The sequence below is a fragment of the Alteromonas sp. 4NH20-0104 genome (assembly GCF_057547795.1).
Genome location: NZ_BAAJLP010000045.1, coordinates 1 through 19,270, shown reverse-complemented (window position 1 = coordinate 19,270; position 19,270 = coordinate 1). Strand labels below are relative to the sequence as shown.

Annotated in this window: 17 protein-coding genes; 9 read left to right on the top strand and 8 right to left on the bottom strand. The window is 50.8% G+C overall.

Features of this window, described 5'->3' with window-relative positions; genetic code table 11:
• Window positions 1-51: 51 nt before the first annotated feature.
• A complete protein-coding gene (locus AC27IB_RS22155; RefSeq protein WP_487123703.1) occupies window positions 52-573 on the bottom strand; it encodes a YqaA family protein in 522 nt (173 codons plus the stop codon).
• Window positions 574-639: 66 nt separating this feature from the next.
• A complete protein-coding gene (locus AC27IB_RS22150; RefSeq protein ID WP_487123686.1) occupies window positions 640-1,929 on the bottom strand; it encodes a metal-dependent hydrolase family protein in 1,290 nt (429 codons plus the stop codon).
• Between the two features lie 143 nt (window positions 1,930-2,072).
• Here AC27IB_RS22150 and AC27IB_RS22145 point away from each other — a divergent pair, with 143 nt between their 5' ends.
• A complete protein-coding gene (locus tag AC27IB_RS22145; RefSeq protein WP_487123685.1) occupies window positions 2,073-2,369 on the top strand; it encodes a hypothetical protein in 297 nt (98 codons plus the stop codon).
• Window positions 2,370-2,442: 73 nt separating this feature from the next.
• On the opposite strand, the gene AC27IB_RS22140 is transcribed toward AC27IB_RS22145, so the two are convergent.
• Window positions 2,443-3,291: a DUF3014 domain-containing protein gene (locus AC27IB_RS22140; RefSeq protein WP_296050090.1), complete on the bottom strand. Its 849-nt coding sequence runs from the start codon at window positions 3,289-3,291 to the stop codon at window positions 2,443-2,445.
• Window positions 3,292-3,555: 264 nt separating this feature from the next.
• Between AC27IB_RS22140 and AC27IB_RS22135 the strand changes: the two genes are divergently transcribed.
• Window positions 3,556-3,864, top strand: a complete 309-nt coding sequence (locus tag AC27IB_RS22135; RefSeq protein WP_123326379.1) for a DUF6482 family protein — start codon at window positions 3,556-3,558, stop codon at window positions 3,862-3,864.
• On the opposite strand, the gene AC27IB_RS22130 is transcribed toward AC27IB_RS22135, so the two are convergent.
• From AC27IB_RS22130 to AC27IB_RS22115, 4 genes are all read right to left on the bottom strand, one after another.
• The gene (locus AC27IB_RS22130) at window positions 3,861-5,174 is read right to left on the bottom strand and encodes an ABC1 kinase family protein (RefSeq protein WP_487123682.1); all 1,314 of its coding nucleotides are present in this window, start codon (window positions 5,172-5,174) and stop codon (window positions 3,861-3,863) included. The two genes, AC27IB_RS22135 and AC27IB_RS22130, sit on opposite strands and share 4 nt — an antisense overlap.
• Window positions 5,175-5,180: 6 nt before the next feature.
• A complete protein-coding gene (locus tag AC27IB_RS22125) occupies window positions 5,181-5,456 on the bottom strand; it encodes a hypothetical protein (protein WP_296050098.1) in 276 nt (91 codons plus the stop codon).
• 111 nt (window positions 5,457-5,567) lie between these two features.
• A complete protein-coding gene (locus AC27IB_RS22120) occupies window positions 5,568-6,056 on the bottom strand; it encodes a DUF6702 family protein (RefSeq protein ID WP_296050120.1) in 489 nt (162 codons plus the stop codon).
• Between the two features lie 22 nt (window positions 6,057-6,078).
• Window positions 6,079-8,529 carry a M1 family metallopeptidase gene (locus AC27IB_RS22115; RefSeq protein ID WP_487123701.1) on the bottom strand — a complete coding sequence of 817 codons (2,451 nt, stop codon included), beginning with the start codon at window positions 8,527-8,529 and terminating at the stop codon, window positions 6,079-6,081.
• Window positions 8,530-8,816: 287 nt separating this feature from the next.
• Between AC27IB_RS22115 and proB the strand changes: the two genes are divergently transcribed.
• From proB to AC27IB_RS22095, 4 genes are all read left to right on the top strand, one after another.
• Window positions 8,817-9,920, top strand: coding sequence for a glutamate 5-kinase (gene proB, locus AC27IB_RS22110; protein WP_296050104.1), 1,104 nt, complete (start codon window positions 8,817-8,819; stop codon window positions 9,918-9,920).
• A gap of 80 nt (window positions 9,921-10,000) precedes the next feature.
• Window positions 10,001-11,251 (top strand): glutamate-5-semialdehyde dehydrogenase, encoded by a 1,251-nt coding sequence (locus AC27IB_RS22105; RefSeq protein ID WP_487123679.1) that lies wholly within the window; start codon window positions 10,001-10,003, stop codon window positions 11,249-11,251.
• Between the two features lie 99 nt (window positions 11,252-11,350).
• A complete protein-coding gene (locus tag AC27IB_RS22100) occupies window positions 11,351-11,788 on the top strand; it encodes an acyl-CoA thioesterase (RefSeq protein WP_296050108.1) in 438 nt (145 codons plus the stop codon).
• Window positions 11,788-12,717, top strand: a complete 930-nt coding sequence (locus AC27IB_RS22095; protein WP_487123677.1) for a D-2-hydroxyacid dehydrogenase — start codon at window positions 11,788-11,790, stop codon at window positions 12,715-12,717. Before AC27IB_RS22100 ends, AC27IB_RS22095 begins: the two co-directional genes overlap by 1 nt.
• Here AC27IB_RS22095 and AC27IB_RS22090 read toward each other — a convergent pair.
• On the bottom strand, window positions 12,701-13,798 hold the full coding sequence (locus AC27IB_RS22090) for a M20 family metallopeptidase (RefSeq protein WP_296050113.1): 1,098 nt from the start codon (window positions 13,796-13,798) through the stop codon (window positions 12,701-12,703). The two genes, AC27IB_RS22095 and AC27IB_RS22090, sit on opposite strands and share 17 nt — an antisense overlap.
• Before the next feature lie 251 nt (window positions 13,799-14,049).
• On the opposite strand from AC27IB_RS22090, the gene AC27IB_RS22085 reads away from it, so the two are divergent.
• The 3 genes from AC27IB_RS22085 to AC27IB_RS22075 are packed head-to-tail and all read left to right on the top strand — an operon-like array spanning window position 14,050 to window position 19,094.
• The gene (locus tag AC27IB_RS22085) at window positions 14,050-14,997 is read left to right on the top strand and encodes an ATP-grasp domain-containing protein (protein WP_296050122.1); all 948 of its coding nucleotides are present in this window, start codon (window positions 14,050-14,052) and stop codon (window positions 14,995-14,997) included.
• 2 nt (window positions 14,998-14,999) lie between these two features.
• Complete coding sequence (locus tag AC27IB_RS22080; RefSeq protein ID WP_487123675.1) at window positions 15,000-16,427, top strand: ATP-grasp domain-containing protein; 1,428 nt, start codon at window positions 15,000-15,002, stop codon at window positions 16,425-16,427.
• Window positions 16,428-16,448: 21 nt separating this feature from the next.
• Window positions 16,449-19,094 carry a M14 family zinc carboxypeptidase gene (locus AC27IB_RS22075; RefSeq protein WP_487123673.1) on the top strand — a complete coding sequence of 882 codons (2,646 nt, stop codon included), beginning with the start codon at window positions 16,449-16,451 and terminating at the stop codon, window positions 19,092-19,094.
• The last annotated feature ends 176 nt before the right edge of the window (window positions 19,095-19,270 follow it).

Sequence of the window (19,270 nt, the reverse complement as noted above, 5' to 3'; positions counted from 1 at the left end):
AAGTTAATCTAAATGATAATCATTATCAACTGTGAATTTGCTCATTTGTCGTTAGCTGAGTATCAGCCATAATCCGGCGGCCATTACCGTAATGCCGATCATCGCTTTGGTTTTATAGCGACGAATAAAGCGCTCTGCTTTATTACCAAACACTTTCACTATCAGCGCCAGGCCAAAGTAGCGAAGTGAGCGGGCAATAACCGTGGCCAGCAAAAACAGCCAGATGGAATATTTGGTGGCACCGGCAGCCAGCATCGCTATCTGAAATGGCACCGGCACAATGCCCAGCGTTAGCACAAACCAAAAGCCCTGGGCCTCCATTTTTTGCGTAACGCGCTCAAACTGTTGTTCCGAGCCAAACCAGCTAATCAGGTCCTGACCCACGGCATCAAAAAGAAAATAGCCAATCGCATAGCCAAACAGCGCGCCGATAATACAGCCAACCGTGGCCATTAAGGCGATAAGCCAGAGTTTGTCCCGCTTTGCCTGCATTAACGGAATCAGTACCGCTTCCAGTGGGATGGGTACAATGGTGGATTCCAGAAAGGAGGCAATTGTGATCCCGCGCAGCATATGCTCGGAATCCACGAGTGCCTTGGTCTTACGTTTTAATGTCTCTTTCACCAAGGGAAAGCGCCCCTATTGTTTGTAAATTTTTCCGCCTTTCATTACAAACTGCACGTTTTCCAGTGTCGTAATATCTTGCAGCGGATTGCCCTTAACCGCGACGATATCAGCGAATTTACCGGCCTCCAGGGTGCCTAGCTTATCTTCAATGCCAAGCATGGTGGCGGCGTTAATCGTCGCGGCTTGTATTGCTTGTGCAGGGGGCATGCCAGCTTCAACCATTAAACCAAATTCCTGGCCATTGTCTCCATGGGCCGATACGCCACTGTCGGTACCAAACGCAATGTTAACGCCATTTTTATAGGCTTTACCAAAGGTCGCCTGAATGAGAGGCCCGATGGCGGCCGCTTTAGGGCGCACAATGTCGGGAAAATAACCATCAATTTTGGCTTTCTCGGCGACAAACTCACCGGCCAGAATGGTGGGCACATAATAGGTGCCGTGCTCTTTCATGAGTGCCATCACCTCTTCGTCCATGTAGGTGCCGTGCTCAATAGAGGTCACCCCGGCTTCGATGGCGCGGATCATGCCTTCTTTACCATGAGCATGCACGGCAACTGTCATGCCGTAATCGTTTGCGGTAGCCACCACCGCATCGAGTTCATCGGTCATAAACTGGGGGTTCTGACCACTTTTGGCGACGCTTAACACGCCTCCTGTGGCGGTGATTTTAATGGCGTCGGCACCGTCCTGATAGCGCTGACGAACCGCCTGACGGGCTTCGGCCACGCCATTGATTACGCCAGCTTCAGGCCCGGTATCCGGACGGATCATTTTAGCCATGCCATTGCTGGGATCGGCATGGCCGCCAGTGGTAGCCAGCGATTTAGCTGCGGTATAAATACGCGGGCCGGTTGCCATGCCCTGATTAATCGCGTTACGCAGTGATACCGTCTCGTTATAGCTGTCGCCTAAGTTGCGCACGGTGGTAAATCCCGCCATCAGGGTTTTATTGGCATAATGGGCCGCCGCCAGGGCGTAATCGGCTTCGTTGAGGGTAAAGCGCTTCAGGTACGACGAGGTGCCGCTTTGCTGGGAGCTCAGATGAACATGCATGTCCATTAGTCCGGGCAGGACTACCGAGTCCTTCAGGTCGATAAGCGTGTCGCCGTTGGCCACCTTGATATGACCTTTACGGATCTCGCTGATGGTGTCGTTCTCTATAATCAGTGATACCGGGCCGGTAAGCTTGTCGTCAGTGCCGGTAAAGGCGTTGCCCGCATGGATCACCGTGGCGGCCTGTACGTAACTCACAGGGAGCAGGGCTGCCGCCAGCAGGATGGATTTGATCGTACTCTTCATTACTCTTTGCTCTTGTTGTTGTGAAGTCACTTCACTTTATGTCATGACTGGCGCTTTTACAAAATACCCTGCACACTAACAGCAACTTACGATGCTCCCTGAAGCGCAACAGGAAATCACCAATAAAAAAAGGAACTCCCGCCATGCAACAAAGATTAAAGAAAATATCGGCGCATTCACTGGCTATCCACGTGGCACTGGTGTTTGCCATTCTGTCACTGATATTTATGCTGCCGTTTACGTTTTTGATGACCTCAATGGTACCGAATATGCCTGAGCAAAATGGAATGCCGTTTATGTTCACTGGCGCGATGACCTTCGTAATGCCGTTTTTCTATTTTGTTTTCACTTATATATTTACGCTGATTATGGCGTTTATCTATAACCTGCTGGCTAAGCTTACCGGCGGCGTAAAGGTTATGCTGGAAGCAAATGACTAAGGGTTAAAAAACAATCGCCAATAAAAAAGCCACCGTCAGGTGGCTTTCTTCAATAACGATTTGAGCTGCGGGCTTACTGGGCCATCAGGCTGTCTTTCAGCTCACGTAATTTTGCTTTAATGCGACGCATGTTATCCGGGCCGGTACGTAGCAGTTGTTTCTGCGGATCGGATAACCCTTCCAGGCGCTCATCAGCGTACTTATACATAACGGAATCGGTGTAAACTTCTACCGGCATTTTTACTTCTGGCGTATCCAGCAGTGTATCAATGGCTTCAATCAGCACCTCGGTAAAGGGCTGGTCCGGATCGCCAATTTCAGCATACTTGGTCTGAATTTCGTCCTGGTAGGTTTCGTACAGGCTAATCAAATCTTCGTTGCTCATTGATTCAAGTACGTCGACGTAAGGCGTATAACGCTTGTAACTGGCAGAATCAATCCATTCGCGGTCGGCCTGGGTGTACACCCGAAAATCCTGATCCGGTGGCGTGAGCAAGCGGTGATTCGGGGCCATTTCGTCGTCGGCAAGATTGGTTGCCGCTACGACAAAGCGCTGTAACAGACCGTCGTTAACCAATAAACGGCTCAGTGTTGGTGAGGTGGCAATAGTTTCAAGAGCAGTTTTGATGGCCGTGTCGCTTACGTCCAGCGGTTCTGGCTCCGGTGCCGGCTCCGGCATGGGCTCAACTTCCTGATCCGGATCGATTTCTACCGGCTCAGGTGGTGGTGTTGCTTCAAAGGTATCGGCTGGCTCAGGCTCAATTGGCTCAGGTTGGGCAACTGCTGGCGTTTCTGGTTCAACAACTGGTTGCGGCTCTGGTTCACTTGATGGCCACATCAGTACCACCAGTAACACAACAACGACTACACCAATTACAATGGCATAAGGTAACCAGGATCGTTGCTCAGTATTTTCGCTCATATTTGTCTACCTTGATCATTGGCTGCGGAATTCCATACTATCAGAGTTAATGACAATCCGCTGAAAATCAATGCACTTTTGCAAATCTTTTCGATTATGAAAACTCACTTGCTGCGCTCATATTTATTGAATACAGGACTTGGCAGCAAGAGTAAACCGTTAACAGGTACGATTTTATAGATGCTTTGGGGGTAATTTGGTTCACTTCATCCTTTCTTTACTTTCGTGCGTACTAAATGACGAATTACTGATTTCGGAGTGTTTATGCACAAGTTTATGAGCAGCGATATTGAGAAAGGCCCGCTGGAAATTGAGAACCTGGAAGTTCAGTCGTACGAAATGAATGTCTACCTGGTCCAGCTAACTATTGATGGCAATACTGGCCTGGTGTTTAGTGATAAAGACCAGCCCATGCGGTTTTACAGTGCCGGCCATATTCGTGAGTTCTTCGCCCATTGTGAGGTGGCCAATTCATTTATGACCCACGATACCCCTTACGATGAAATGATCGGCAATCCGCCCAAGGCCAAACACTCCATGGCGTTGCCTTTCAGCATGGATTTACCTTATTAAAGCCACTTCGCGGCGGCCTCGCGTAAATCAACCTGCGTGTTAAGGCGTTTAGCCAGTAAATACAGGCCGCCGAGCTTGCGATGAATAAATACCGCGTCTATGGGCGGTACATGCCAGAAGTCCTGCTCGAAGCTAAGCGCCATGCCTGCTGATTGTAAACGACCCAACAGGTCGCTGTTGCCAAAGTCATAGGCCCCGTTACAGTATAATGCCTCACAAGCCAAACGCCCCATGGCCAGCACACTGGCTTGTTGTTCCTCTGAGTGAGACGCCTGCATTAAGCCAATAGCTAAAGCGGCTTCGGCCACTCCTTGCATATCCTCTTCGGCCATACAGCGCAGCAGCTGTAAATAGCCGTCAGATATAGCCGCTGGGATTTCCCGGCAGGCACCAAAATCCAACAGGGCAATTTGCTGTGAGTCGGGCATGTAGCGATAATTCGCCATGTTTGGGTCGCTTTGGATAAGCCGGAAGGCGAACACCTCATCAAAAAATAATTTGAACAGTTCCGTCATCAGGTGGTTGCGCACCGTTTGTGGCTGTTCAGTCAGCACCTCAATGGGGCTGCTGACAATATGCGTCATCGCCAGTACATTGGGTGTACTCAGCGCTTCGTAAACTGCCGGGACCACAAAGCACTCGTAGTGTTGGCAAGCCTGCTGGTAGCGGGTCATCATTGCCCCTTCCCGAACGTAATTGGCCTCATCATGTAACTGCAACTTGGCTTCGCCCAGCAGCGGTTTCAAATCAAAAGAACCGGGTAGCAGGCCAGAAAGACTAATGATGCTGGCAACGTTATCTACGTCGCTGTCGATACTATTGCCAATGCCCGGGTACTGCACTTTCACCGCGAGGGTTTCACCTTGCAGGGTGATCACTTTGTGCACCTGGCCAATGGAAGCCGCGGCAATGGGCGCGTAAGAAAAGTACAGCAGGGTATCGTGCCAGCCTGTGCCCCAGGCTTCGTCGAGTACTTGTTGCAATTGCTCTTTGGGCATCGGGTCGGCGTCTTCGCGCAGGCGGGCTAAAATAGCGCTGAGTTCAGGCGGTAGCAGCTCGCCGCTGTCCATGGAAATGAGCTGGCCTAATTTCATCGCGGCACCCCGCAGAGACGCCAGCTGGTCGGTAATGCGCTGAATATTTTTAGGCGTAAGCACTAAGTCTGACAGCACGGGCCGCTGACCTGAGAGCAGTTTTGCGGTGCCGTTAGAAATAACGCTACCGGCAATTTTGGTTGCCAGTGAACCAATCCGCGAAAGCCTGGCTATGCGTGAGCTGGGAACGGGCTTATGTTTAGGGGGCTGGCTCATACACCTTTAAACGAATTGCGATATAAACTGGATCAGCATACCGGCCGCACTGCCAATACCAAAGCCAAACCAGCCGTTTTTGCCTAGGTAACGGGCCAGAGAGGCGCCAAAAATACCGCACCACAGCATGCTGCCGTAAATAGCCATCAGGCCAGTGCCCATGCCGCTGTCAGGTAAAAACATCATCACAATAATGGTGAGCGCCATGGCCCCGGAAAGAAACACAAAGATAATGTTTTTCTTTTTCGCTTCGGGTGCGTCGGTTTGCTTGGTGTCGGTCATTCAGATTGCCCTGTCATTGTTTTGAGCATCATGACCATTTACGCAGGGTAGGTCAAATGCGACCTTGGTCTGAATAAGCAGCACTGCGAGAGCTCGCAGTGCTGAACAAGATTAAAAGTGGACTTCCAGTAACTCAACACTGTCGGTAAAGGTCAGGGTTTTTAAATCGCCATTACCTTCAACGTTAATGGTGTTAACCTGCTCGGGCCATAAGTCCCGCAGGGCGTCGTGGCGTATTCTAAGGCCTTCCAGCGCCGGCGGCTGGGCGGTTTCCTGGTACACCCAGAAATGTTTGCCTTCAACTTCAAACCCTACCAGATTAAGCGGCAGAGAATCGTCCTGAGCATTAAGCAGCACAAAGCGGTTTGCCACATAGCGAGCAAAGGCAGTTTGAGTTTCTTTATCATCCAGAATATCGGCGGTTTTCTTAAACAGCGATTTAACGGCGTGCTCTGCATCATGCAGGTTAAAGCGGTGCATGATTTCGATATTCTCGGTGCGTGGATTAAACAACACCGTTGTGATGGCAATTTTTTGCTGATGTGCCACGGCCTGACCACAGGCCATAAAAAACAGCAGGGCATAAAGCCCTGCCTGCATGACACTTTTTACTCGATTGAGTTTAGTTGTCATCACCTTCTTTCTTCTCACCGTCTTCGTCTTCGTCGGTCTTCAGCTCGGTTTTAATATCCTGCATGATATCGCGACGAGCACCGGTTTTAGTGCTCTTAGACTTGTAAGCTTCGATACGCGAAGGAATGATTTGACGAGGGTAGTGGTTGTTTTCCACATCAACGTCAGCTGTTTCCCAGCGTGGATCAACGGTAACGCTAACCAGCTCTTTGTCTTTGTCGGTAACAATCAGTTTGCTCACCGCTTTAGGCGTACGACGCCAGATCTCAGCGGGAATACGCATCATGTCTTTGGTGCCGTCGGCAAAGGTCATTTCCACAATGATTGGCATTACCAGGCCACCCACGTTAGAAAACTCCATTACATAGTAATTTTTGTCTTCTTTCACCGCACGTTCAAAGGCTTTACGTTCCCACGGCTCCAGCTTTTTCAGCCAGCTTTGGTACTTGTTACGCTCTTTGTTGGTTACCGTGAACTGATCGTTTTCGTCGTAGAAATCGGTGATGTCGGTGAAGCGATCCACCCACAGCTTACGACCTTCTGCTTCGTTACGCTCAACGGTCAGCGACATAGGCTTGTCTTTCTCATACTGGCGTTCACGAGCATAGTCGATATCCGGATCTTCAGTATCCAGACGCAGCTTGTACACTTTGTCCAGTGAGATATCTACGTGGTCAGTAGTGTAGAACCAGCCACGCCAGAACCAGTCCAGATCAACGCCTGAGGCTTCTTCCATGGTGCGGAAGAAATCCGACGGTGTAGGACGCTTAAACATCCAGCGCTGGGCATACTCTTTAAAGGCAAAGTCAAACAGCTCACGACCCAGGATAGTTTCGCGCAGAATGTTCAGGGCAACCGCTGGCTTGGTATAAGCATTCGGGCCTAAGCGCAGTACAGAATCAGACTGCGTCATGATTGGTACCTGAGTTTGTGACTTCATGTAACCTGTGACATCGCGCGGTTCAACACCCCATGGAATGTCCGGATCCCATTCGCGACCGGCAACACCGTCGAGGAAGCTGTTTAAGCCTTCGTCCATCCAGGTCCACTGACGTTCGTCAGAGTTAACAATCATCGGGAAGTAAGTGTGGCCAACTTCGTGGATAACTACGCCAATTAAGAAGCGCTTCTCAGCCAGTGAGTAAGTGCGTGAGCCGTCGTCCTGTAATTCAGTACGCGGGCCGTTGAAGGTGATCATGGGGTATTCCATTCCGCCTACCGGACCATTTACTGACTGCGCTGTTGGGTACGGGTAGTTAAAGGTAAAGCGGTTGTACACTTCCAGCGTATGCACGATGGACTCTGTAGAATACTTCTTCCACAGATCGCCACCTTCTTTGGGCCAGAAAGACATTGCCATTACGTGTTTCTGCGGGCCACCCTGCTTAACGCCTTTGGCATCCCACATAAACTTACGTGAAGAGGCCCAGGCAAAATCACGTACATTGTCGGCCTTGAAGTGCCAGGTTTTGGTATCGCTGGTGCCTTCTTTCTCGTTCTCCAGCGCTTCTTCCGGCGTTACGATGAAAACCGGGCGATCGGCATCTTCAGCTTCTTCCAGACGATCACGTTGTTCGCTGGTCAGCACGTCTCTTGGGTTTTGCAGCACACCGGTAGAAGATACGATGTGGTCAGCCGGTACGGTCATGGAAACTTCGTAATCACCGAATTCCAGGGTAAATTCACCGCGACCGATAAACTCTTTGTTGGTCCAGGCTTCGTAATCGGTGTAAGCCGCCAGACGCGGGAACCATTGGGCCAGCAGGAAGATATCGTTGCCGCCTTCACGTTCATCATCCGGGAAGTGCTCGTAACCTGAACGCGCTGATACCGCATCTTCTTCAACAATGTTGTAGCCAAAGTCGATGTTCAGCTCGGTTTTCTTACCCGGCTTTAACGGTTCGGCCAGGTCAACACGCATCAGCGTGCCTACAATTACGTAGTGCAGCGCTTTACCGCGACCATCGGTGACTTTCTTAATTTGATAGCCCAGTTCGTTGTCGTCAACAAACTGCTGGCGACGAATGGCGCCCATGGATAATTTAGCCGGTGAGCTGCCTGAAGCGGCAGAAGTAGCCGGACCGCGGTTGCCAATGCCACCAAAGGTGGTGGTCAGTGCCGACATGGAGTCATCACGGAATTTGTTCTGGTCCAGTTGGATCCACAGGTACTTCAGCGTATCCGGTGCATTGTTGTGATAAACAATTTCTTCACTGGCATCAATGCGACGCTTTTCTTCGTTTAGCGTGACATCAATATCGTAGTCGACTTGCTGTTGCCAGTACTGGTGTCCGGGTTCTCCCGCGGCGTTACGATAAACGTTTGGCGTGGGTAATACTTCTTCCAGCTGGCGGAACTTGTCCTCAAAATCACCTTTGGTTTGCTTGATTGCACCATCAGCGAAAGCTGGCGTGGCTGACATAATTGACAGCACTGGCATCAACCAAACTAACTTCGGCATACGCTTACTCATAGGTATTCCTTCGTCGTTAAGTGGAAAATGGCTCAGAATCACGAGAAGGAATTCCTTAACGTATCGTCGCCTATATTTATTAGAAGACACATAGTTTAATTCTAATACGGTGAAATTTGCCAGCGATTGACCGTAAATAGCCAAAAACTGAACGCAAACTCAGCTTCACAAGGCAACTTATTCATGGTTTTTTGTTTGTTTTGTGGGCGCGTTGTAATATTCTTAACACCCCGTTTATCTATCGATTTCTCCAGATGAGTACATTTTCCTGGCAACGCGCTGTTATCAAGATAGGAAGCGCTTTGATCGCGCCAGACGGACAGCGCTGCAGTGGCCGGTACTTACTTCCCATCGCGCAATTTATCAATGCCAGTCGTGAGGCAGGCAAAGAAGTGATTTTGGTGTCTTCAGGCAGTGTTGCTGCCGGAAGAGCTAAAATTCCGGTTAATCATGTTGCCTCCATCGCCGAAAAGCAGGCTATGGCCGCCATCGGACAAATTGACATGATGGCCAACTGGCAGCGTTTTTTTGATTTTCCCTGTGCCCAGGTGTTGCTGACTTACGATGACCTGCACGACCGCACTCGCTACGTAAACATTAAAAATACCATTCGCGAGTTACTCAACCATCAGGCGTTGCCTATTGTTAACGAAAACGACACCGTGGCCGTTAACGAATTGAAAGTGGGCGATAACGATAATCTGGCGGCTTACACGGCGCTGGTCGCTGGCGCCGATACGTTGATTATCTGCTCTGACATTGATGGCCTGTATAGTGCTGACCCGCGTAAAAATCCCGATGCGACGCTGATCCCTGAAGTGGAGCAGATTACCCCGGATATCTATGCCATAGCAGGTGGCGCAGGCACTGCCGTGGGTACCGGCGGTATGCGAACCAAAATTGAAGCCGCAGATAAGTGCACCCGCAGTGGCATTCAAACGCTGATTGTTAATGGCCGCAATGGAACAGTTTTTGATGCCTTGCACGAAGGCCTGCTACCGGGCACGCTGTTTAAAGCGCAGCAGTCGCAAAAAACGGCCCGCCGCCTGTGGCTGGAACATACCTTAAAAACCCGCGGCAGAATTGAGGTGGACGAAGGGGCTAAAAAGGCGCTGGTAAATAAAGGGGCCTCTTTATTGCCGTCTGGCGTGATGGAAGTAAGTGGTCACTTTAGTCCTGGTGATGCGGTTGAGATTCACTGCAATGGAGTGGTGCTGGCCAAAGGCATTGCACTGTATGGTGCGCCGGAGTTGCGGCAAATCAAAGGGGTTAAAAGCGCCAGGATCAATACTATCTTAGGGTATGACAGTGGCGAAGTGATAGTCCATCGGGACGACCTGGTGTTGTATCACCCGTAAGGCGTCTTACAGGAAATCTGAAATGGCTGCTTTGCAGCACTGCTACAATTAACTGATCCGTTAATCATTATGGAGCCGGTATGAGTTTTTCAATTCGCAAAGCGGCCAGCGAGGCAAAAGTGGCCGCCAGACAGGTGGCCCGTTTAAGTGGCGAGCAAAAACGCGCGGTTTTAATGGCCATCAGCAAGCATCTGATCAGTCAGGTGAGTAACATCTTAAGCGCCAACCAACTCGATCTCGAGCATGCAAAAACCGTGGGGCTCGATGCTGCCATGGTTGACCGCCTAACCCTGACCGAAGAGCGGGTTATGGCCATTGCCAGTGCTGTAGCTTCAATTGCTAACCAAACCGACCCGGTAGGCGAGATTAAAGAACTGAAAACCATGCCCAGTGGTATTCAGGTGGGCAAAATGCGCATACCGCTGGGTGTGATTGCCATGATTTACGAGTCCCGCCCGAATGTCACTATCGATGCTGCAGCTCTGTGCTTTAAGGCCGGTAATGCCGTGATTTTACGTGGTGGTAAAGAAGCGCTGCATTCCAACCTGGCGTTGGCGGCCTGTATTCACCATGTGCTGCGTGAGTTTGATATTGATACGGCGGCGGTCACGGTGATCCCCGACCCGAATCGCGAGATCATGAATAAGCTCATGACCTTAAAAGAATATATCGATTTAATTATTCCCCGCGGTGGCGAAGGCCTAATTGAATATGTCAGTGAGCGCAGTCAGATCCCGGTGATCCAGCATTACAAAGGGGTGTGTCATTTGTATGTTGACGAACATGCCGATCAGGAACAGGCCCTGAAGCTGCTGGAAAACGGCAAAACCCAGCGTACCGGTGTGTGTAATGCACTGGAAACCTGCCTGGTGCATCGCGCGGTGGCCGATACGTTTTTGCCCCGGGCGGCCGCCATGCTCAAGCAACATAACACCATGATCCACGCCTGCGATTCGTCGATTGGCCATTTTGCTGAGGCGATCTCTGCAACCCACGCCGACTGGCAGGCCGAATACCTGGCCATGGAAATTGCGGTACGGGTGGTAGACAGTTACGATGATGCCATTGCTCACATTACTGAGTACGGTTCCGGCCACACTGAAGTGATTGCCACCCAAAACTACACCACGGCAAATGCCTTTATCCGCGACATTAATTCAGCGGTCGTAATGGTGAACGCTTCCTCGCGTTTTTCTGATGGGGGCGAGCTGGGGTTGGGCGCTGAAATTGGTATCTCTACCAGTAAATTACATGCCTATGGCCCGATGGGAGCCGAATCCCTGACCACCGAAAAGTTTGTGGTACTTGGACAAGGGCAAACCCGCGCTTAAACGTGGTTTAAACTCCAGCATAAATGGCGTAGTGTTATATTTTCGCGGCGGATATTGTGTCTTCGTTGCCAGTCAGTCAATAAAGGATGAAAGAGTATTATGACGGATATTACCCCGTCCCTTAGCGATTACCCCTATCAGGTTACCCTGCCCACCCGTTGGCAGGACAACGATATCTATGGCAATGTGAATAACGTGGTGTTCTATAGCTTTTTCGATACCGCGGTAAACCGCTTTTTATGTGACGAAGCCGGTATGGATTTTCGTACCAGTCCGGTGGTGGCTCACGTAGTGAGTTCGCAATGTCAGTTTATCTCTCAGGTTGCTTATCCGGAAGACGTGGATATTGGGGTTCGGGTTGCTAAAATTGGCCGTAGTTCGGTGACCTACGGGGTGTCAATTTACGCTGGCACCAATGAGCGCCGAGTGGCTCACGGGCAGTTTGTGCACGTCTTTGTCGATCGCTCAACCGGCCGTGTTGTACCAGTTCCGGCCCGCACGAAAACGGCCCTGGAACGCATTATCGAGTCTTTGTAATGCAGGCGGTTATTCTTGATGGCGACTCCCTTGGTACCGATCTCACGCTCAGCGAGTTTGATTCACTGCCTGTAACGCTTACCCGTTACCCTACCACTACGCCCGATCAGGTTGATGAGCGTATTCGCAACGCCGAGATTGTGTTGGTTAATAAAGTGGTTTTAAACGCCGACGCATTGCGCCAGGCAACGAAATTGCGCTATGTGGGGGTGCTGGCAACCGGCACCAATAACGTGGATACCGACTTCTGTCAGCATCACGGCATTACGGTTAACAATGTCGATGGTTACGGCACCGACTCGGTGGCGCAGCACGCCATGATGCTACTGTTAAACCTGGCAACTTCGTTTGCACCCACCACTGAACAGGTCAAACAGGGAGACTGGTCGCGCTCGCCCTTCTTCTGTTTACTGGACAACCCGGTGATTGAATTGGCCGGTAAACATCTGGTTATTGTTGGCTATGGCACGCTGGGGCAGCGCTTTGCCGAGCTGGCCCGGGCGTTTGGCATGAAAGTCTCGGTAGCGGCTCGGCCAGGCACTTCCTCGGCTGAACGCAGAGCGCTGGATGATTTACTGCCTGAAGCGGACGTGGTGAGTTTGCATTGCCAACTCAGCCCGCAAACTGACAAACTGATCAATGCTGAGCGGTTGGCCTTAATGAAACCGTCGGCTTTGCTGATTAACACTGCCCGGGGCGGTCTCATCGACGAGCAGGCGCTGAAAACAGCCCTGACGTCTGGCCTGCTTGCCGGTGCCGCGCTGGATACCTTATCGGCAGAGCCGCCGCCGGCGGATCATCCACTGCTGCAGCTGGATTTACCTAACCTGCTGATCACCCCTCATTCTGCCTGGTCTGCCAAAGAGGCCCGGGAGCGACTGGTACAAATTGCCGCGGATCGTTTGCAGGCGTTTATCGAGGCTGATTAAACGCTGCCAGGATTTTTGTGACTTCGTTAACGCGCTGGTGAAAGCTGGCCTTACTGGCGCGCTCATTAATGGTGTGGTCACCATCGCCAAAAGGGCCAAAGCCATCCAGGGTGGCAACCCCTGCTCCGGCGGTGACGTTAGCGTCACTTACGCCGCCGCGCTGTTCAACGGCCAGCGGGTAACCCAGTATTTCTTCTATCTGACGCAGTAACTGCTGTTGTTTATCGCAGGCTTGCATCACATCACGCTGCAAGCCGCCGGTTACGGTTAAGTGACTGCCTGCGATCGGGTTGTGGGCATTGAGGTTGGTAAACGCATCGAGAATACGCTGTTTTTCCGCTGTGCAGGTAAAGCGAGCCTCTACCACCAACTGCGCCTGGGGCGAAATGGTGTTGGCACTTAACCCGCCTTTCATTTTCCCCACATTCACCGTGGTACCTTTTGCCATATTGGTTAGTGAGGTCAGGTAAACCGTCAGGTGTGCGGCGGCCAGGTTGGCATTCACTCCGTCACTGTAATGGTTGCCCGCGTGGGCACCTTTACCGGTGATATCAATAAAATAAGTCGCAATGCCTTTGCGGGCGATAACCACTTCATTGTTCCTGCCTGCTGCTTCAAACACCAGAGCTATGTCATATTCTGCTGCCAGTTCAGCCGTAAGGGTTTTGCTGTCGTCACTGCCGGTTTCTTCGTCGCTGACCAGCAACATATCAATATTGCTTAAGCCTCCCTGCTGCGCATATACATTACGCAGCGCGCACAGAGCCACATAATTACCGCCCTTCATATCGCACACGCCCGGACCATAAACCCATTCATCATCCTGGCGGAAGTCGGTAAACGTACCCGGTGGGAACACGGTATCCAGGTGTCCCAGCAGTAACACCCGGGGGCCACCGCGTTGTGGTGAGCAAAAATGCACGTGATTGCCTATCGCCTCTCGATGGTAAGTGTCGGTGCGGTATCCCAACGCCTCCATCCAGGTGACAAAAATAGCCGCGTTGGCATCCACTCCGGCTTTATTGTGACTGTGTGAATTGAGGTTAATCAGTGTGGCCAGCTCGGCAAAATCAACAGACATAAGGCTTCCTTAACAATGTGCTGGCGCAGTTTTAAAGGGCGTGGGTGAACGCGGGATGACACTTTTTTGAACAATTTATGTTGGTTAAAAAATCGTCATTAACTTGTCACAAATAATGCGTTAACTAGGCCCCGCTCACGGAGGTGCCCACAATGACAATAACGACACAAGATGTCTCCGTAGCCGTTAAGCAGGCGGGGGTAAGGCCTGTGGTTCTTTAAATTCTTCAAGAAAAAGGTATCAAGGTGTCGATGTATACAGCCGGAATGTGGATGTACAAAAACGGTGGCGGCGATGTCATCCAGTCCAAAATTATTAATCAACTGCGGGAACGGGATGTCGCGGTCATTACCGATCTCAATCTTGCCAATGCGTATGCCAAAGCCGGTCACATTATGTGTAATAACGTGGCCATGGATGAGCTGGACGCTTTCTTCTCTTATAACGCCGGCCAGCAATCGCAATATCAGGTGTATTTGTATCAGGTGCTGGATGAAAGCATACCGTGCCTGAATAATTTTGCTTCGTTTGCATTGTCTGAAGATAAGTTTCGCACTTCTCAGCGCTTGGCCCGTGCGGGGCTGCGCACACCTGACTACCGGCTGTGTAACCGCAATGAAAAGCAAATCCTCAAAAATACCATCCGCGAATGGGGCGGTCGCCTGGTGTACAAGCCTACCGATGGCTGGGGCGGCATGGGCATTGTGAAAATTGAGGATGAGCGTTCTCTGGACATGCTGCTGCCGTTTCTGGATCAAACCAACATCCAGCATTTCTATATCGAACGCTTTGTGAATTACGACATGACCGACTATCGCATAGATATTGTCGACGGTGAGTATGTCGGCTGTTATGGCCGTCAGGCACCTGCTGATGACTGGAAAACCAATGTCACCAGTGGCGGCAAGGTTATTATGCGCGAGCCCAATGATGAGCTCGTTAATATTGCCATTAAAGCCGCCAGAGTAACCGGTCTGGAGATTGCTGGCGTCGACATAATCTATGACCGCGAGCAGGAAGAGTATGTGGTGCTGGAAGTTAATGGCATCCCGGCCTTTGCCACGCCGGAGCAGGAAGGCATGGGACTTAACTTTAACGATATCAAAATTGAAAAAGTAGTCAGTCTGATAGAGAAAAAAGCCAAAGCTCACCACCACGACCAGTCTAAACAAACCGTTATCGAATTATTGAGTGCCTAGCCATGACCAAGCCTGTAACCCCCTCTAAATCATTACCTAAAATTGGCTTCCTGTATCTGGACCATGTACTGCGATTTTTCGATAAATCAAACTTTAAAGGCTGGCCGGATCCCATCGAAAGCGTGACCTATCACTGGGGCAACGACAAAGCCCGCTTTATCCGTGAAGTAAAACAAAAAGGCATTGAGGTGTTAATTGGGAACGTACCGGCCACTGCCTACGAAACCTTTCGCGACATTGCCCGCGAATTGCCTGATGTGCGCTTTGTGCCGTCGCTGGATACCCAGTTTGCCAATAAATCCAAAGAAAATGTGACCCACTTTTGCCGGAAGCACGACCTGCCCATCCCCACCACGCATATATTTTACGAAAAAGACGAGGCGATGGCGTTTCTGCAAACCGCCCGCTACCCGAAGATCATTAAAAAGTCTTATGGACCGTCTAACTACGGCGGCTATTTTGTACATAAGGTGGATAGCTTTACCGACGCTCAGGCCCTTATCGGCCAGAAGAAATACTACCCGGTGTATGTGCAGGAGTTTGTGCCTATGGCGGCAGACATTCGGGTGATGCTGGTGGGCCATAAGCCCATTTGTGCGTTCTGGCGTCGCCCGCCTGTTGGCCATTGGTTAACCAACACCAGTCAGGGCGGATCCATGGATTATCAGGATGTGCCCAAAGAAGCACTGGAGATAGCCGTGCGTGCGTCTCAGGCGGCCCAGGCGGAATACTGGGCCTGTGACATTGCGCTGGGTACCGACGGCAAATTTCGTATCTTAGAATGCGCCACCGCCTTTGCGGCCTTCCCCTACGTGCGCGACTGGATTGGTCAGTACATTATGTGGATGCTCGCCGAAAACACCTTTAAAAAGCCCTATATTCCTCTGTTTAACTGGGAAGAACTCGGCAAAATTCGCTCATCGCTGCTACGCACCATGCGTCATATCACCTTTGGTGAGTACACCCCAAGCTACGACTGCGCCGACAGCTTAGCGATGATCTCCCGCGAGCAATATCCGCTGCTGCCGGTGGAACTGCGCGATGGCGAGGAATGGCCCAGTGAGGACTGGAATTTTCAGGATAACTACACGCCACAAACACTAAGCTGTCCTATTCCAGACTTACACCTGGAGCATCAGGAAATTGGCCTGGAAGACGCACAGCAGGATGATACCGATGTACTTCAAGCGCCCCAGGTAAGCTATAGCAAGGCCCAGCTCGAAGCCTTCCTGGCCGATATTAAAGGCGTCGGTCCCAAAATGATCACCGATATTTTTACCACGCTGGGGGTGGAAGGGTTAACTCTGGCATTAACTCAGGATCCTGAGCAATTAATGCAGGTGAAGAATCTACGCGAGAAAAAACGCGACCTTATAGTGTCTCACTGGACTGGGTTTACCCGCCAGACACAGCACTTTGCTCCGGCCTAATCACAACCTGGTGAACGCAGTATGAAAAAGCAATATACGTCCTATCCTCAAACCGTTGAGTACCTGGAAAAAGTGATGGGGGACCATCCGCACCTTATCCGCCTGCAGTCTATCGGAACAACCTGGGAAGGCCGGCCCATCATGCTGGTTACCGTGTCACTGGATGTGGAATTTGCCGATAACAAACCCGCGCTGCTCTATACCGGCACTATTCATGCGCGGGAATGGATTGGTAATGAACTCGGCATCAAGCTGATTGAGCACATCATTGATAATTACCGCAGCGACCCTACGCTGAAGCAAATCCTGACCCGCAACACCTTGTATATGGTGCCCTGTTTAAACCCGGACGGGTTTGAGTATTCGCGCACCCATTTTTCGTTCTGGCGTAAAAACCGGCGGGATAACGGTGATGGTACCTTTGGGGTCGATCTTAACCGTAATTTTGCGGTGCGCTTTAAGCGCGCGGCAGACACCAGCCTGAATACCTATTCGGGCCCGGAAGCGTTTTCTGAACCGGAAACAGCGGCCATCCGTGATTTTGTGCTGTCGCACACTAATATCACCATTGCGCTGGATTACCACTCTCAGGGCAACGTGTTCTTCCCGGCGCATAAGTTTAATCATGAGTCAGAAATAGAAGGCACCGACCTAAACGTACTGTGCGCCAATATGAATAAAGAAATTCACAAAGTCACCGGCCGAAAATACGGCATTCACCGGGGCAAGCCGCCGGCGAATCTAATCCACGGCAGTGGCCGGGAGTACTATTATTCGTTAGGCATTCTGGCCTCGGTAGTGGAAGTGGGTACCCGTAATATCCCGGATTACCTGACCAATATGTCGCAAAGTGTGGACGAGAATATTCCGGCGGTGAAATATGCGCTGTCGGAAGCCATTAACTATTCGCCGTCGGCGCCGGTCAGAGCAGACAATTTTACCGTGGCTGATGTGGACGTGTACACGGTGACCCTAAGTTGGGACTACGCGGTTTCAGACGACATCTACTTTGAAATTTACCGCGCCGAGTCGGTAAAAAGCCCCTGTACCGAAGCCAACCTGATTGCCCGGACCCGCCAGCTAACGTTTACCGATGTACAGCTTAAGAGTGGTCACAAGTATTACTACAATATACGAGCCGTTGATCGCATTTCCGGCATTAAATCGCCCTTTAGTCCGGAAATTAAACTGCGCACCAAACTCTCCAGCGACGAGTACTTTCGCGGCCTGTTCCCGGCCCGCCAGAATGTGGGCTACGTGGGGCAGTACACTATTGAGAAAAACCGCGATCATTTTGGCTATAACTCGCTGTTTGTAGGGGTGAATAAACGCCGCGGTATTTGCTATGGCGTGATTGAGTTTAACCTCGACAGTTTGCCGGAAGGCGCGCGGATAAAAGCCGCTCGGTTTTCCCTTTATCCGATGAACCGGGTGAATGCTAAGGTTGAAAATTTTGGTGAGTGGACGGTCTCGGTACTCGATGGTGATGACATTGCCGATATTACCGATTTTAATCAGATCCATCAGGCCACGCCGGTGCAAACCTTTGGCCAGTCGGTGGCATCTGACAAGCTGACTCAGGGGATCTGGTCTGAATGGGCTTTAAATGTAGCAGAGCGACACATTATTAAACGCTCCATCAATGGCGGGCGTTTACTGCTGCGCATTGAAGGCCCGAAAAAACTGCCGGTAGGCGCCGATTCGCAAATGATGCAGTTTGATATTGGCTACGGCAAATTTGGCGCAGGCATTCATTACCGGCCGAATATGGAGCTTATTTATACGCTGCCCACTAATCGCTTAGAGCTTAAACCCAATGCACTGCACACCATTTATCGCGACAAGGTGATCAACGGCGAGCTGCGCTCAGGGTTTGATGATCAGGGCGATATTGTTTACGGACAAATGGCCTTTAAGCCGGAAAGTCTGCCGCCTCCGGATTGCACTGTGATCACCGATGCCTATTTGGTGATGCAAAGCAAAAGCGCTATGGATACGCACAAGGATATTCGCTTTACCATTGAGCTGGCTGGGCTTGAAGCGCTGGATTACGCCAGTGTGAAAGCCCGGCAGAAGATCGAATTTATCGGTTATGAGGTGAGTAACACGCAGTTAAAAGAGCGTAATACTCATCATTTTATCTTCGACAGTTTTTGTAAAACCCACCTCGAAGCGTTATATGCCGACAATCAGCCTTTCCACTTTATTATTCGGGCCACTGCCTCTTCGCCTCAGCATAATGCGCTGGTGGACTGGCATAACGAAAGCAGCAGCTTAGTGTGCCAGCTGGTGATCAAATATATCCAGCGGCGTAAAACAACGTTACCTGCTCCCTCGGACTTTGATGCCACGGTAGAAAATAAACAGGTTAAGCTTACCTGGAAGAACCCGGAGCATGAAGATTTTGTGGGCAGTTTTGTCGTGCGCAATCGGTTCCATCCGCCTAAGTCACCGCTGGATGGCGTAAAGTTGTATGCCGGGCCGGATAATTACACCTATGACAATTTTGGTAACCCGAACATAGCAAAGTTCTATTCTGTCTTTAGCTATGATGATGTGCCCAACTACTCGGTGCCGGTGAGCATAAGCTACAGCACCAGTGAGGTGATCCCACTGGAAGACGTAGAGTACGAGGAGCAGGATGAGGACGAAGCCGATCAGGATTAATCCAACCCTGACATCACGGCTGACGGTATATCATCGTGGCTGAACTTCCACCGCACCGTCTTCCCGGCTAATTTCATAGCGTCATCCCGGAAGCTGCTACAGCAGCTATCCGGGATCTCCCGAGCAGTGTTGCTCACTCCATAAGATTGTTTCAGGCAGTCAGGCTGTTAAGGAGA